Origin of the sequence: Tardiphaga sp. vice304 (assembly GCF_007018905.1) — a bacterium.
Lineage (GTDB): Bacteria > Pseudomonadota > Alphaproteobacteria > Rhizobiales > Xanthobacteraceae > Tardiphaga.
Genome location: NZ_CP041402.1, coordinates 3,988,942 through 4,003,411, shown reverse-complemented (window position 1 = coordinate 4,003,411; position 14,470 = coordinate 3,988,942). Strand labels below are relative to the sequence as shown.

At 65.5% G+C, this 14,470-nt stretch carries 14 protein-coding genes; 12 read left to right on the top strand and 2 right to left on the bottom strand.

The genetic code is table 11. The features are described 5' to 3' along the window. Positions 1-24: 24 nt before the first annotated feature. The 6 genes from FNL56_RS19095 (at position 25) to FNL56_RS19070 (ending at position 5,391) form a co-directional block, all read left to right on the top strand. A complete protein-coding gene (locus tag FNL56_RS19095; protein ID WP_143574560.1) occupies positions 25-933 on the top strand; it encodes an AAA family ATPase in 909 nt (302 codons plus the stop codon). A 142-nt stretch (positions 934-1,075) separates the two neighbouring features. Continuing rightward, positions 1,076-2,281: a vWA domain-containing protein gene (locus FNL56_RS19090; RefSeq protein WP_143578121.1), complete on the top strand. Its 1,206-nt coding sequence runs from the start codon at positions 1,076-1,078 to the stop codon at positions 2,279-2,281. An 11-nt stretch (positions 2,282-2,292) separates the two neighbouring features. After that, positions 2,293-2,622 (top strand): XdhC family protein, encoded by a 330-nt coding sequence (locus tag FNL56_RS19085; protein WP_143574558.1) that lies wholly within the window; start codon positions 2,293-2,295, stop codon positions 2,620-2,622. Then, positions 2,619-3,335 carry an XdhC family protein gene (locus FNL56_RS19080; RefSeq protein ID WP_143574557.1) on the top strand — a complete coding sequence of 239 codons (717 nt, stop codon included), beginning with the start codon at positions 2,619-2,621 and terminating at the stop codon, positions 3,333-3,335. Before FNL56_RS19085 ends, FNL56_RS19080 begins: the two co-directional genes overlap by 4 nt. Next, positions 3,332-4,936 (top strand): NTP transferase domain-containing protein, encoded by a 1,605-nt coding sequence (locus FNL56_RS19075; RefSeq protein WP_143578120.1) that lies wholly within the window; start codon positions 3,332-3,334, stop codon positions 4,934-4,936. The genes FNL56_RS19080 and FNL56_RS19075 overlap by 4 nt, the downstream gene beginning before the upstream one ends. Before the next feature lie 128 nt (positions 4,937-5,064). After that, positions 5,065-5,391, top strand: coding sequence for a DUF4189 domain-containing protein (locus FNL56_RS19070; protein WP_143576262.1), 327 nt, complete (start codon positions 5,065-5,067; stop codon positions 5,389-5,391). A gap of 21 nt (positions 5,392-5,412) precedes the next feature. Here FNL56_RS19070 and bcsS read toward each other — a convergent pair whose 3' ends face one another. Together bcsS and FNL56_RS19060 are read right to left on the bottom strand one after the other, a co-directional pair. After that, positions 5,413-6,207: a cellulose biosynthesis protein BcsS gene (bcsS, locus tag FNL56_RS19065; protein WP_168202967.1), complete on the bottom strand. Its 795-nt coding sequence runs from the start codon at positions 6,205-6,207 to the stop codon at positions 5,413-5,415. Positions 6,208-6,389: 182 nt separating this feature from the next. After that, a complete protein-coding gene (locus FNL56_RS19060) occupies positions 6,390-7,172 on the bottom strand; it encodes a DUF72 domain-containing protein (RefSeq protein ID WP_168204712.1) in 783 nt (260 codons plus the stop codon). A gap of 446 nt (positions 7,173-7,618) precedes the next feature. Here FNL56_RS19060 and FNL56_RS19055 point away from each other — a divergent pair, with 446 nt between their 5' ends. The 6 genes from FNL56_RS19055 (at position 7,619) to FNL56_RS19030 (ending at position 14,362) form a co-directional block, all read left to right on the top strand. Then, complete coding sequence (locus FNL56_RS19055) at positions 7,619-8,752, top strand: glycosyltransferase (protein WP_143574554.1); 1,134 nt, start codon at positions 7,619-7,621, stop codon at positions 8,750-8,752. A gap of 7 nt (positions 8,753-8,759) precedes the next feature. Beyond that, complete coding sequence (locus tag FNL56_RS19050) at positions 8,760-10,277, top strand: glycosyltransferase family 39 protein (RefSeq protein WP_143582240.1); 1,518 nt, start codon at positions 8,760-8,762, stop codon at positions 10,275-10,277. Between the two features lie 80 nt (positions 10,278-10,357). After that, positions 10,358-10,786: a helix-turn-helix domain-containing protein gene (locus FNL56_RS19045; RefSeq protein ID WP_168202966.1), complete on the top strand. Its 429-nt coding sequence runs from the start codon at positions 10,358-10,360 to the stop codon at positions 10,784-10,786. 490 nt (positions 10,787-11,276) lie between these two features. Then, complete coding sequence (locus FNL56_RS19040) at positions 11,277-12,383, top strand: tlde1 domain-containing protein (protein WP_143574551.1); 1,107 nt, start codon at positions 11,277-11,279, stop codon at positions 12,381-12,383. Positions 12,384-12,546: 163 nt separating this feature from the next. Next, positions 12,547-13,521, top strand: a complete 975-nt coding sequence (locus FNL56_RS19035) for a Bug family tripartite tricarboxylate transporter substrate binding protein (protein WP_246661592.1) — start codon at positions 12,547-12,549, stop codon at positions 13,519-13,521. A gap of 157 nt (positions 13,522-13,678) precedes the next feature. Then, positions 13,679-14,362: an outer membrane protein gene (locus FNL56_RS19030; RefSeq protein WP_143582239.1), complete on the top strand. Its 684-nt coding sequence runs from the start codon at positions 13,679-13,681 to the stop codon at positions 14,360-14,362. Positions 14,363-14,470 lie beyond the last annotated feature (108 nt).

Genomic DNA, 14,470 nt, shown 5'->3' with positions numbered 1-14,470 from the left:
TATTTCTGCGAGATCGGTTTTCCCATGACGGCGACAGCGGCGATCCCTACCTCCGTCGATGCGACGCTCGAGATGCTGACCTCGCGCGGCTACCTCGCCGAGCGCTCGCTGGCGACGGTGGTGTTTCTGGCGCTGAAGATGGGCCGGCCGCTGTTCCTGGAAGGCGAGGCCGGCGTCGGCAAGACCGAGATCGCCAAGGTGCTGTCAGCTGCACTCGGTCGCAAGCTGATCCGGCTGCAGTGCTATGAGGGCCTCGACGTCGCCTCCGCGGTCTATGAGTGGAACAGCGCGGCGCAGATGATCGCGATCCGGCTGGCCGAAGCCGCCGGCGATACCGACCGCGACCAGCTCTCCAGCGACATCTTTGCCGAGCGCTATCTGATCAAGCGCCCGCTGCTGCAGGCGCTGGAGCCCGACGTGGGCGGTGCGCCGGTGCTCCTGATCGACGAACTCGACCGCGCCGACGAGGCGTTCGAGGCCTATCTCCTGGAAATCCTCAGCGACTTCCAGGTCACGATCCCCGAATTCGGCACCGTGAAGGCGCCGGCGCCGCCGATCGTGATCGTCACCTCGAACCGCACCCGCGAGATCCACGACGCCCTGAAGCGTCGCTGTCTGTATCACTGGGTCGATTATCCCACCGCCGAACGCGAATTGGCGATCGTGAAGTCGCGGGTGCCGAACATTTCCGCCAAGCTGTCCGCGCAGGTGGTGAAGTTCGTGCAGGCGCTGCGCAATCAGGATTTCTACAAGTCGCCCGGCGTCGCCGAAACGCTGGACTGGGCGACGGCGTTGACCGAACTCGACGCGCGCTCGCTGACACCGGAAGTGGTCGGCGACACGCTGGGCGCGCTGCTGAAGTATCAGGATGACATCCAGCGGATGCAGGGCGACAATCTGCAGAAGGTGCTGAAGGAAGCCACCAGCGATTGATACAACTGTCATTCCGGGGCGCGGGCGGCGCGAGCCGAACGCGAACCCGGAAACCTGAGATGTTCTGCAGCAAAACATTCCGGGATCCCGGGTTTGCTCGCAGCTTGCGCTGCTCGCGCCCCGGGATGACAATGGACAGGCCATGACCATCGATCACCTCAACCCGCCGACGGGCCTGATGGCCGACAATATCACCGGCTTTGCGCGCGCACTGCGCGCCGCCGGCCTGCCGGTCGGACCGGGCGCGGTGATCGATGCGCTGAACGCGCTGCAGGTGATCGAGATCGGCAACCGCGCCGACGTGTTCGCGACGCTGCAGGCGATCTTCGTCAAGCGCCACGAACATGCGTTGATCTTCGCGCAGGCCTTCGACCTTTTCTTCCGCGCTGCCGAGGAATGGAAGCACTTGCTCGATTCCGTGCCGCTGCCCGACCAGGCGAAGAAGCCGCCGCCGCCGGCCTCGCGCCGCGTCCAGGAGGCGATGGCCAAGCCGGCGATGCGCGACGCCGAGGAGCAGCCGCCGCAGGAGCAGGAGATCAAGCTGTCGGTGTCCGACCGCGAGGTCCTGCAGAAGAAGGATTTTGCGCAGATGTCTGCGGCCGAGATCGCGCAGGTCACCCGCGCCATCGCGCAGATGAGCCTGCCGCAGGCCGAGCTGCGCACGCGACGCACGCAGCCGGACAAACGCGGCCTCAAGCTCGATTTGCGCCGCACGTTGCGCAGCAGTCTGCGAACCGGCGGCGACATCGTCGAGATCCGTCGCCTCGGCCTGATCGACCGACCCGCGCCGATCGTGGCGCTGCTCGATATCTCCGGCTCGATGAGCGAATATACAAGGCTGTTCCTGCATTTTCTGCATGCCATCACCGACGCCCGCAAGCGCGTCTCGGTGTTCCTGTTCGGCACGCGGCTGACCAATGTCACACGCTCGCTGAAGGCGCGCGATCCGGACGAGGCGCTGGCGAGCTGCTCGTCCTCGGTCGAGGACTGGGCCGGCGGCACGCGGATCTCGGAGTCGTTGCACACGTTCAACAAGCTCTGGGGCCGCCGCGTGCTGGGCCAGGGCGCCATCGTGCTGCTGATCTCCGACGGGCTGGAGCGTGAGGCGGATGCCCGCCTGACCTTCGAGATGGACCGGCTGCACCGTTCCTGCCGGCGGCTGATCTGGCTCAACCCGCTGCTGCGCTTCGACGGCTTCGAGGCCAAGGCGCAGGGCATTAAAATGATGCTGCCGCACGTTGACGAATTGCGTCCCGTACATAATTTGAGTTCGATCGAGGGCCTGATCAAGGCGCTGGCCTCCCCGCCATCGGCGCACCATCGCAGCCTGATCCGCCCCGCTGCTTGAAAGAGGCCACCATGCTCAACCGCGACGAAGACATTTTGCAGGCCGCAGAGGCCTGGCAGAAGGCGGGCCACGGCGTAGCGCTGGCCACTGTGGTCGAGACCTGGGGCTCCGCGCCGCGCCCGGCCGGATCCAGTCTGGTGATCAACGATGACGGCACGTTTCTGGGCTCGGTGTCCGGCGGCTGCGTCGAGGGCGCCGTCGTGACGGAAGCGCTCGACGTGATCGCCTCCGGCGCGCCCAAGCTGCTGGAATTCGGCGTCGCCGACGAGACGGCCTGGAATGTCGGCCTGTCCTGCGGCGGCACGATCCGGGTGTTCGTCGAGAAAGTCGGCCAGTCGTGAAGCTCGAGACCTTAAGTGCCGTCAACGCCGAGCGCGCCGCGCGCCGCCCGGTGATGGTGATTACCGATGTCGCCAATGGCGACCAGCGGCTGGTGAAGGCGGCCGACTTCGCCGCCGATCCGCTGCATGCCGAACTCGACAAGCAATTGCGCATGGGCAAGAGTGCGATGGTGGAGGTGGACGGCAAGAAGCTGTTCCTCAACGTCTACGCGCCGACCGCGCGGCTGATCATCATCGGCGCCGTCCATATCAGCCAGGCTTTGGCGCCGCTGGCGCGGTCGCTGGATTACGATGTCACCGTGATCGACCCGCGCACGGCGTTCGCCAGCCCGGAGCGCTTTCCGGACGTGTCGCTGGTGGCGGAATGGCCGGACGTGGCGCTGCCGCCGCTCAACGTCGATCACTACACCGCGTTCGTCGCCGTCACCCACGATCCGAAGATCGACGATCCCGCGCTGCTGCACGCATTCGAGCGCAATTGCTTTTATATCGGCGCGCTCGGCTCGCGAAAGACGCATGCCAAGCGCGGCGACCGCCTGAAGGCGCAGGGCGTGTCGGAGGCCGACTTTGCGCGCATCAAGGCGCCGATCGGCCTCAACATCGGCGCGGTGTCGCCATCGGAGATTGCGGTCGCGATCATGGCCGAAATCACTGCCGAACTGCGGCTGCCGAAGGGGAATCCAACGGATTCCCCTCAAACGAGCGCGGCGTGAAGTTCGGGCCGGCCAGCCCGGATGAGGCCCTGGGCGGCGTTACGGTCCATACGTTGCGGCAAGGCGACCTTGTCCTCAAGAAAGGCACCACCGTCGGTCCCGTTGAGGTCGCTGCGCTGAAGCGCGCCGGCGTCAGCGAAGTCGTCGTCGTGCGATTGGAGGACGGCGATGTCTCCGAGGACACAGCGGCTGCCTCCGTCGCGCAGGCGGTGGCGGGCGAGGGCGTCCATGTCGAGCGCGCCTTTACCGGCCGCGCCAATCTGTTCGCCGAACATGCCGGCGTGCTGGTTGTCGACCGTGCCATCGTCGACCGCATCAACGCCGTTGACGAGGCGATCACGTTTGCCACGCTCGCCGCTTACAAGCCGGTCGTGGAAGGCGAGATGATCGCCACGGTGAAGCTGATTCCCTTCGGCACCGCCGGCGCGTTGCGTGACGCCGCCGTGAAGGCGGCGTCGGGCGGCGCGTTGCGGGTCGCGCCCTACACGGTCCACAAGGTCGGCGTGGTTTCGACGCTGCTACCCGGCCTATCGCCCAAGGTCATCGACAAGACCCTGCGCGTCACCGCTGAGCGCCTCGCGCCGGCCGGCGCCAAGATCGTCGCCGAGCGCCGTGTCGCGCACGATAAGCGTTTGCTGGCAAATTCGATTCAGGAACTGCTCGGCCTTGGCGCCGAACTGGTGATCGTGTTCGGCGCCTCCGCCATCGCCGACCGTCGCGATGTGATCCCGGTCGCGATCGAGCGGGTCGGCGGCGCGATCGAGCATTTCGGCATGCCGGTCGATCCCGGAAATCTCCTGCTGATCGGCAGGATCGGCGCCGTGCCGGTGCTGGGCGCGCCGGGCTGCGCGCGTTCGCCGGTGGAGAACGGGTTCGACTGGGTGCTGATGCGGCTGCTTGCCGGCATCCCGGTGACGCGCGCCGATCTGACCGGCATGGGCGTGGGAGGATTGCTGATGGAAATCATCACCCGGCCGCAGCCGCGCCTGCCGGTGAGCAGCGACGGCAGCCGCAACGTCGCCGCCATCGTTCTGGCCGCCGGCCGCTCGACCCGGATGGGCGGACCCAACAAGCTGCTGGCCGAACTGAATGGCAAGACGCTGGTGCGGATCGTCGCCGAGCAGGTGGCGGCTTCGAAGGCCAGCAGCGTCACGGTGGTGACCGGCCATCAGGCCTCAGAGGTCGAGACGGCGCTGGCCGGGCTCACGGTCAAGTTCGTGCACAATCCGGATTTCGCCGAAGGCCTCGCCAGTTCGGTGAAAGCTGGTATCGCCGCGCTTCCGGCGGATGCCGACGGCGCCGTGATCTGCCTGGGCGACATGCCGCTGATCGACACCCGCCTGATCGACCGGCTGATCGAGGCCTTCGCGCCCGACCAGGGCCATCTGATCGCGGTGCCGGTCAACGAGGGGCGCCGCGGCAATCCGGTGCTGTGGTCGCGCCGCTTCTTTGCCGAGCTGATGACGCTGGATGGCGACATCGGCGCGCGCCATCTGATCATGAAGCATGCGGAGGTCGTGGCTGAAGTGCCGGTCGAGGGCCATGGCGCCTTCCTCGATATCGACACGCCGCAGGCATTGGCCGACGCGCGGCGCGGCTGATCGGCATTGGCGATCCGTTCACCAAGTTGAAACGCCTGTTGTGTAGCTTGTAGCGATATTGAACCTCGGGGGAGGGATATTTGTCGTATCGGGCTGCGCGGTTTCGCGCGTTTTTTGTCGCTGCTATCATGGTCATGCTGACGCCGCAGGCCTCATTCGCCGCGGGTGCGCTCGCCGTCGGCCAATGTGGCGCCTATGGTCAGGCCTTCGATTTTGCCGGCCAGGCCGCGGCCACGGCTGCCGCGAAAAAGCAGTGCAAAGGCGATTGTACCACCGTCAACATGAGCCGGGCCTGTGCGGCGTTTGCCGTCGACATGGCAAATCCCTGCGGCGCGCATGCCTATGCGGTGGCGCCGAAGATCTCGGCTTCGCTCAATGCGGCCACCAAGAAGTGCTACGAGTTCGGCGGCAAGGAATGCGTCATCCGCGCCTGGGCGTGCGACGCCAAGGGCTAGGTCTTTCAGTGGCCGGCCTGATCAGTTCTCGTGCAGCAGCGCCCGCGGCGGGCGCAGCAGCAGGGAGATCCGCGCATAGACGCCGTCGCGCTGAAAACTGTCCGCGATGTGACCGGCCGCGATCGTCCATTCATAGTCACCGGTGCGCAGTCCCGTGAGATGCGCGCCGATGCGGGTTTGCCGGCTGTAATGATCGCGCGATCGTGCCGCTTCCGGCCCGATCCAGAACCGGTCGAACAGCCGCCATCCGGCCGCGGCCCGCGCGCTGATGGCGTCGTCGATCGACGAGCCGGACAGCGAGCCTTGAAGCATCAGCAAGGTCGTCGGCTCCCACCAGACGTCGGTGGTGAAGCGCGTGCCGAGGCGGGCGCGGGGTGTCGCCAGGCGGCCATTGACTAGCAGGAAGTCGGCCTGGACTTCATAACCGACGAGGAATTGAACATCGGCGTGGTTGCCGCTAAATTTCAGGCCGGCCATCAGCGAGCCGCGCGTGATCTCGGTCACGTAACGCTGTGTCGGTGTGGTGTAGCGATCGAGATTGTCCGACAAGGCCGCCCGCAGGATGAAGCCGTCTCTGTGGATGCCCATCGGCGCCCATTGGAAACCGGCAAACCCACCCAGGCCGTTGCGCCAGATATCGAAGCCGGCGAAGTAGATCAGCCGGTCCGGCATCCCGCCGGTCAGGAAATCGAGCCGGCTTGTGCCGGACAGCACGGGGGCAAGAAAGCTTTGCCAGGCCGGCTTGCTTGGCTCGGCCAACTCGATCTCTTCCTCATCGTCGTTGTCGGCGGCCTCCTGCGCGGAAATTCTCGGCACGCAAAGGCTCAGGGCAGCAACGCAGACGCCGACGGCGCATAACGTTGCTCTCCGGAACATCCACCGTACCCCACGCCACAAAAATGCAACCAGAGGTTATTAAAGCTGTGGACAAGTGAGGCGTCTACCGCCGCCATGCGAACGATGCAGGAACGTCGGTAAAAATATCCGAATCGGGCGCGTCAGGTCAGCCGGTCGATCAGCGCCATGGCGCCGGCGGGGGCGCGGACTTTGGCCTCGTGGATCACATAGGTGAAGACGTCGCGCGGCTGTTTCTTTGGCGTGGCGTCGGTGATCCGGGGCAGGTCGGTCGGCTCGCCGCCGGAGGCCCAGGTCTCCAGACGCTTCGCCCAGGCATCGAGAGCCTTCGGCGGATAGCAGGTTTCGATGCTGTCATCGCCCTTTTGCAGTCTCGAATAGACGAAGTCACCGGTGACATCGGCGATGGCGGGGTAGGTGGCGTGTTCGGAGAACACGACCGGGGTGTTGAACTGGCGCAGCAGCGCAATGAATTCCGGTACGCAAAAACTGTCGTGCCGGACCTCGACGACACGGCGCAGACGGCGGCCGTCGATCTGGCGCGGCAGCAGGTCGAGGAAGGCGCCGAAGTCGCTCGGATCGAACTTCTTGGTCGGCGCGAATTGCCAGAGCACCGGGCCGAGCTTGTCACCGAGCTCGAGCACGCCGGAATCGTAGAACCGCTGCACGCTTTCGCCGGCCTCGGCGAGCACGCGGCGATTGGTGGCGAAGCGCGGCCCCTTCAGCGAGAATACGAAATCATCCGGCACTTCGCTTGCCCATTTGCGAAAGCTCTCCGGCTTCTGCGAGCCGTAAAAGGTGCCGTTGATCTCGATCGAGGTAAGTTTCGAGGCGGCGTAACTGAGCTCCTTGGCCTGGGTCAGCTTCTCCGGGTAGAACACGCCGCGCCACGGCGCGAAGGTCCAGCCGCCGATGCCGATGCGGATGGTGCCGGCCTTGCCGGCCGACTTGACCGCTGACTTAGCTGCGGTCTTGGCTCCAGCCGTGGCCGGGGGGACGACGTTCGGACTGCGCTTCAAGGCGCTCTTGCCGGGAGTCTTAGGTTCGGTCTTCGTCTTGGTCTCTGATTTTGCTGGCTTTTTCGCTGTTTTTTTTGCCACGTCGATTGCCCCTTGCGCAATGCCCCACCAACCCCTATCTTGTTTTTAACGGCGACGTCGATGCTTTAACAAGCCTCCGGCGCTGGGACGACCCTAGGATAGCTCGGTAGCGCCGGATGTACGCGCACCATGTTGTTCGGGGTCGTTGGCATTTCTGGGCTAGTTTTTAGCCTTCCCCACCTCCCTTCATTCGGCCTGACCTGCATCAAGTTCCGGTGCGCTATCTCGTCCTCGCCTTGGCACGGTCCGGCGTGGCGGATATAGGCTGTGTTATGAATGAAGCCATCAGACCGGAACCCGGACAGCTCCTGCAGGCGGGGGCTCCGCTGCAGCTGTCCGTCATCGTTCCCACCTTCAACGAGAGCGGCAATGTCGCGGTGCTGGTGCAGCGCCTCGGCGTTGCGCTGGCCGGCATCGCCTGGGAGGTCATCTTCGTCGATGACAACTCGCCGGACGGCACCGCCGACGTGGTGCGCGGGCTGTCGCAGCGCGATCCGCGCGTTCGCTGCATCCGGCGGATCGGCCGCCGCGGCCTGTCCGGCGCCTGCATCGAGGGCATGCTGGCTTCCAGCGCGCCCTGCGCGGCCGTGATCGACGGCGACCTGCAGCATGACGAAACGCAACTGCCGAAAATGCTCGGCCTGATCGAATCGGGTGCCGCCGAACTGGTGATCGGCAGCCGTTACATCGACGGCGGCAGCGCCGACAGTTTCAACAGCCAGCGGCTCGGCGCCAGCAAGTTCGCCACCGCCGTGGCGCAGCGCGTGCTGCGCGTCAAGATCGCCGACCCGATGAGCGGCTTCTTCATGATCCGCCGCGATCGTTTCGAACAACTGGCGCCGCAGCTCTCGATCCAAGGCTTCAAGATCCTGCTCGACGTGGTAGCGACGGCGCGCGGCGATCTGCGGATCATCGAGGTGCCCTACACCTTCGGCTCGCGGCTGCATGGCGAGAGCAAGCTGGATTCGATGGTCGCCCTGGACTTCCTTGGCCTGGTGCTGGCCAAGCTCACCAACGACGTAGTGTCATTGCGCTTCTTGCTGTTCGCGCTGGTCGGTTCGATCGGCCTGTGCGTGCATTTTGCCGCATTGTATGTCGCGCTCGAAGTGTTCCTGCTGCCATTTGCCGAAGCGCAGGCCTGCGGCGCGCTGCTGGCGATGACCAGCAACTTCCTGCTCAACAATTTCCTGACCTATCGCGACCAGCGGCTGAAGGGCTTTGGCATCCTGCGCGGATTGCTGCTGTTCTATCTCGTCTGCTCGGTCGGCCTCCTCGCCAATGTCGGCGTCGCCTTCTCGGTCTATGACCAGGAGCCGATCTGGTGGCTGGCGGGGGCGGCCGGCGCGCTGATGGGCGTGGTGTGGAATTACGCCATGTCGGGCCTGTTCGTCTGGCGCAAGCGGTGATGGTGAGATGACGCCGGCGGAAACGCGGCTGGTGCGTGGCACGGCTGCGGTGGTCGCGGGTCTCGTGCTGCTGCGCCTGATCGCGGCGGCATGGACGCCGCTGACCTTCGACGAAGCCTATTACTGGATGTGGTCGAAGCACCTCGCCGGCGGCTATTATGACCATCCGCCGATGGTCGCGATCGTCATCCGGCTCGGCACGCTGCTGGCCGGCAATACCGAATTCGGCGTGCGGCTGGTGTCCGTGCTGCTGACTTTGCCGATGAGCTGGGCGGTGTACCGCACGGCCGAGCTATTGTTCGGCGGCACGCGGATCGCCGCCAGCGCCGTGCTGCTGCTCAACGCCACCATGATCGTATCGGTCGGCACCATGATCGTGACGCCGGACGCGCCCTTGTTGGTCGCCTCGAGTTTCGTCTTGCTGACGCTGGCGAAGGTGCTGGCGACCGGTCGCGGCCTCTGGTGGCTTGGCGTGGGCCTGGCGGTCGGTGCCGCCCTGCTGTCGAAATACACCGCGATGTTTTTCGGGCCGGCGATCCTCATCTGGCTGGTCGCGGTGCCGAAGCTGCGCCGCTGGCTGGTCTCGCCATGGCCCTATCTCGGCGGGCTGGTCGCGCTTGCGGTGTTCTCGCCGGTGATCTTGTGGAACGCGGACCACCAGTGGGTGTCGTTCATCAAGCAACTTGGACGCGCCCGCATTGACAGCTTCAGTGCGGCCTATGTGGCAGAACTGATCCCGACGCAATTCATGTTCGCCTCACCGCTGGTCTTCATCCTCGGCGCGATGGGACTCTACGCGCTGATGCGGCGCGATGGCGGGGCGTGGCCGTCACGGCTGCTGATCAGCGCAACGCTGTGGACCATCGTGCTGTATTTCGTCTGGCACGCCTTCCACGCCCGGGTCGAGGCAAACTGGTTCGCGCCGGTCTATCCGTCGGTCGCGATCGCGGCCGCGGTTGCGGCGCATCTGGCGATCTGGCAGCCACGCGAGCGCCGCACGGTGGATTTCTGCCTGCGCTGGGCAGGCCCCGTCGGCGTGGTGATGTTCACCGCTTTGGTGGTGCAGGCCAACACCGGGCTGCTGTCGGGCTATCGCCGCGACGCCAGCGTGCGCAGCATTGGCGTCGGCTTCAAGGAACTGGCCGGCGAGATCGACGCGGCGCGCCTCCGCACCGGCGCGACCTGCGTGCTGGCGCCCGATTACGGCACCGTCGGCTGGCTTAGTTTCTATCTGCCGGAGGGAACCTGCGTTGTTCAGTCAGGTCAGCGGATTCGCTGGGTCAACATGCCGGAGCCTTCGCCCGCGCAGCTTGCGGGGCCGCTGCTGCTGGTCGGCGAAGCGAATGCGGCGCAGCAGCCGGAATGGCAGGCGCGTTTCAGCCAGATCGAGAAGATCGCCACGCTGACCCGCAAGCGCGGTGCGTTGGTCATCGAGGATGTCGACCTCCATGTGCTGGCGGGTGCCCGCGGCGATCCGCTGGATCGATCGCTTCCGCCGGAACTGGAATTGCCAGCCGCGCGATAAAAGTCGCGCCGATGATGAACCTTTTGCGATGTTCCCGGCGACTAATCCCCGCGATGACACTCATTGGGGCGGGCATTGGAATGGAAAACTCAAATTTCGAAACAAGTCATTTTGCCGCGAACAGCGACCGCGAGACGACGGCAAGCGCGGACGTCGCGGAAGTCGGAGGCCTGCGCGGCGCGCGTATTGCCAGCGTGCTGGCGCAGATCAATGACGGCTTTGCCGACCAGCAATTCTCGACCCGCACGGTTGCAGAACGGCTCGGGCTCTCGGTGCGCTATGTTCAGGACCTGCTGCAGGGGTCCGGCCTCAGCATCACCGACCGTATCATGCAGCTCCGTCTCGACAAGGCACGCACCATGCTGACCGACGATCGCAACTGCAGCCTCAAGATCAGCGATGTCGCGACCAGTTGCGGCTTCAACGAGCTGTCGTATTTTCACCGCAGCTTCCGCCGCCGCTTCGGGGCCTCGCCGGCCAGGTTCCGCGTCCAGTCGATGAACGGCTAGGCACGTCGCCGTCACTTTTCCCCGGATGCGACGCTGCATCGATGTGGCATCGCATCCGTTGCCAGCAACCGTTCTCCCAAGAGCGGTCCGATCCCGCGGCGCAGTTCCGTTTCGGCAGTTCGCCGGGCGCGCGCGATCTGATGCGGTCCCGCCCCCCGACCGCGCGCCCAGGCCCGCGGCGCCCCCGATCTGCGGAGCCTGATCATCGATCGGGCAGGGTGGTGGACGACCCTCAAAGCCGATTTCAGAACCCATCCGGTCCGGATTATTACAGTCCAGCCATGACTCCGCCCGGATTGTCCGGCATTCGGTGAATGGTTCCGGGAATTTGAGATTTCGGAGCACGACGCTGCCGAGGATCTGCCGAGACTTCATAAGCCTTTAACTAAAATTCGACCTAATGACGCTGCGACCTCGGGTGACTGTCTGCTGACTTCGGTCCGGCAATGCACGCAGGGAAGCCTATGAAATTGCCCTGGACGACCTGCGTATGAACACCCGAACTGCTGCCTTCTACGGAGTCACGGCCGTCCGCGGCCAGCGTTCCCGGAAATCCAAGGCAAAAATTCGCCCGCTCAGCTTTCTCAGCGGTGTCACGCTGGCGCTGGTCGCCCTCGGCGGCGCCTGGTCGCTGCAGGCGCGACTCTCGGGCGCCAACGTGCCTGTAATCGCTGCGGCGGCCGATCTCGGCGATGCCGCAACCCAATCATCCTTCGCCGAACGCTTCGACCAAACAACCTTTGTCGAGCGCTTTTCGCCGGTCATCACGGCGGCGGCTCCGGCCGCACCGACCAAGGCCGAGCGCAAGGTCGCCTGGTTCGATCCCACCTATTCGCTCGGCGCCCCGCCGGAACGCTTTGCCCGCCCGGCGCCCGTCGAGCCGCAGGTCGCAACGGCCGCTCCCTCGCCGAAGGAAGTGGTTTCGCCGGCGCCGACCGTGAAGCAGCTGGTCGCCAGCATTCCCATGCCGTCGCAGCGCCCCTCGGAATTGCGCACGGCGCCGGTGCCGGCCGTCTCCGGGCATGAGTCGCTGGTGGCGCGCGCCCGGGCCGCCGTACTCGCCAGTGGCGCGGCGCGTAACCCGACGATGTTCGAGAAATTGTTCGGCGTGGGCTCGCCCGAGAAGGCGACCGGCACCCAGCTCGCCTTCGCCGGCTCCGATGGTGGCATCACCAGCGACGGCAAGGACGCCGTGGCCGCCGCCCCCTCGTCCGACCGCCAGACTGCCGTCTATGATATCTCGGCCAAGAAGGTCTACATGCCGGACGGCAGCAGGCTGGAAGCGCATTCCGGCCTCGGCGGCCGGCTCGACGATCCGTCGGGCGTCCGCGAAAAAATGCGCGGTGCCACTCCACCGCACGTCTACGACCTGAAGCCGCGCGAAGCCCTGTTTCATGGCGTGGCGGCGCTTCGCCTGACCCCGGTCGGCGGTGAAGCCGCGATCTTTGGTCGCACCGGCCTGCTGGCGCACACTTACATGCTCGGTCCCAACGGCGACAGCAACGGCTGTGTCTCGTTCAAGGACTATGCTGCTTTCCTGAAGGCCTATCGCAACGGCGAGGTAAGGCGGCTGATCGTGGTCGCGAGCCTGAACTGAACCGGCGGCCCTGTCTTTCGCCGTGCTCGGTCCAATGGATGACTTGCTGGGCGCGTGGCATCCTGAATACAATCCCGGGTAACGATGCGCTGGATGTGGATATTCGCATCCGGTGACATGCATGGCGCCGCCAACGAGCGGCACCGCACCGGGAGGAACCGCCGTGATCCTGAAATCCGTTCGCACCTTGATGTTCGCCGCCGTGGCGGGCCTGGCCGCGCTGTCGCAGGCCCAGGCGCAATGGCCGCAGAAACCGGTCACCTTCATCGTGCCGTTCGCGGCCGGCGGCGGCACTGACGCCTTCGCGCGGCCGCTGGCGCAGCAACTCGACATCCAGCTAGGCAAGCGCGTACTGATCGAGAACCGCGCCGGCGCCGGCGGCACCGTGGGCGCTTCGCTAGCCTCCAAGGCCGCGCCTGACGGCTACACCTTCTTCATGGGCGCCGCGCACCACGCCATCGCGCCGTCGCTGTATCCCAACCTCGATTACGACATCGAGAAGGACTTCATCCCGCTGGCGCTGATCGCCCGCCCGCCGCAGGTGATCGTCGTCAACCCGGAAAAGGTGGCGGCCAAGACGCTGGCCGAATTCATCACCTATCTGAAAGCCAACCCCGACAAGGTGAACTACGGTTCGGCCGGCGCCGGCACCACGCATCACCTTGCCGGTGAGCTGTTCAAGAGCCTGACGGGCACCAAGCTGCTGCACGTGCCGTATCGCGGCGCGGGGCCGGCGATGCAGGACCTCATCGCCGGACACGTCCCGGTGGTGTTCGACGGACTCGGTTCCTCGGCCCCGCAGATCAAGAGCGGGCAGTTGCGCGCGCTGGCGATCGCCGCGCCCAAGCGCGTCGCCGCGTTCCCCGATATTCCGACGGCCGAGGAAGCCGGCCTGCCGGGCTACGAAGTCGCAACCTGGTACGGCCTGTTCGCACCGAAAGGCACACCGCCGGAGATCGTCGATCGGATGAAGAAGGAGCTGGCCACCGCACTGCAGGCGCCCATGATCAAGGACGCCTGGGAGCGCAACGGGTCCGACGTGCCGGACGTCTCCGGCGCGGCGTTCGGCAAGATGGTGTCGAGCGAAGTGACGCGCTGGCGCAAGGTGGTGACGGACGCCGGCGTCAAGCTGGACTGAGCGGCAGGCAGCGCGACCCGATCATTTGTAGTGTGGCAAATAAACCGCGCCGCCGCGCGTGAGACGCACGGTCAAGCCTATCATCGTGGCGTCGGATTGCCCCAGGCGGGGCGAATAACCTAGTGATCGCGTACCTACTCGATCACTGGGGAACACCATGAACAAGCTTCTTCTTGCTACCACTGCCATCTTCGCTCTGGCCGTCACAAACGCATCGGCGGCCGATCTGGCTCCGCGCTCCTATACCAAGGCGCCGGCACCGGTCGCCGTCGGCTACAACTGGTCCGGCTTTTACGCCGGTGTGATGGGCGGCTACGGCTGGTCGGATCGCGTTCGCCTCGACGGCTTCGCCGTCAGCACCAACGAGATCAACGGCGGCTTTGGCGGCGGCACGATCGGCTATAACTGGCAGACCCCCGGCAGCATGTGGCTGTGGGGCCTCGAAGTCGATGCCGCTGGCAGCGCGATCAAATATCGTGAAGCCCTGCTGCCGAACCTGATCTTCGAGGACAAGGTGCGCGCCTTCGGCAGCGTCACCGGTCGCGTCGGCATCACCGCCGGAGCCGCGCTGTTCTACGCCAAGGGCGGCTATGCCTGGGCCAACAACCAGGTGTCGCTGAGCATCCCGGGCGTCGCGAGCGCCTCCGAGAGCAAGACCCTGTCGGGTTGGACCATCGGCGGTGGCCTCGAATACATGGTCGCACGGAACTGGTCGGTGAAGGGCGAATACATGTATGCCGACTACGGCAACGGCCGCTACGGCAAAGCCGCGACCGGCTTCACCGATCTCGGCCTCTCCACCCACACCGTCAAGGGTGGCATCAACTACCACTTCAACTAGCGTTTTCTTCACTACGCGATAGCCGCGACACGGGAGCGTCGCGGCGATCGTCAGGACTACTCCAGAAAACTTCAGCCCGGCCGCGTCATCAGCGGTCGGGCTTTTTTT

What these genes read in the sequence shown, in the direction of transcription:
- FNL56_RS19070 (WP_143576262.1), top strand. Translation starts at nt 5,065, where the DNA reads ATGGTCATGCTGACGCCGCAGGCCTCATTCGCCGCGGGTGCGCTCGCC.
- FNL56_RS19055 (WP_143574554.1), top strand. Translation starts at nt 7,619, where the DNA reads ATGAATGAAGCCATCAGACCGGAACCCGGACAGCTCCTGCAGGCGGGG.
- FNL56_RS19045 (WP_168202966.1), top strand. Translation starts at nt 10,358, where the DNA reads ATGGAAAACTCAAATTTCGAAACAAGTCATTTTGCCGCGAACAGCGAC.
- FNL56_RS19090 (WP_143578121.1), top strand. Translation starts at nt 1,076, where the DNA reads ATGACCATCGATCACCTCAACCCGCCGACGGGCCTGATGGCCGACAAT.
- FNL56_RS19095 (WP_143574560.1), top strand. Translation starts at nt 25, where the DNA reads ATGACGGCGACAGCGGCGATCCCTACCTCCGTCGATGCGACGCTCGAG.
- FNL56_RS19030 (WP_143582239.1), top strand. Translation starts at nt 13,679, where the DNA reads ATGAACAAGCTTCTTCTTGCTACCACTGCCATCTTCGCTCTGGCCGTC.
- FNL56_RS19050 (WP_143582240.1), top strand. Translation starts at nt 8,760, where the DNA reads ATGACGCCGGCGGAAACGCGGCTGGTGCGTGGCACGGCTGCGGTGGTC.
- FNL56_RS19040 (WP_143574551.1), top strand. Translation starts at nt 11,277, where the DNA reads ATGAACACCCGAACTGCTGCCTTCTACGGAGTCACGGCCGTCCGCGGC.
- FNL56_RS19085 (WP_143574558.1), top strand. Translation starts at nt 2,293, where the DNA reads ATGCTCAACCGCGACGAAGACATTTTGCAGGCCGCAGAGGCCTGGCAG.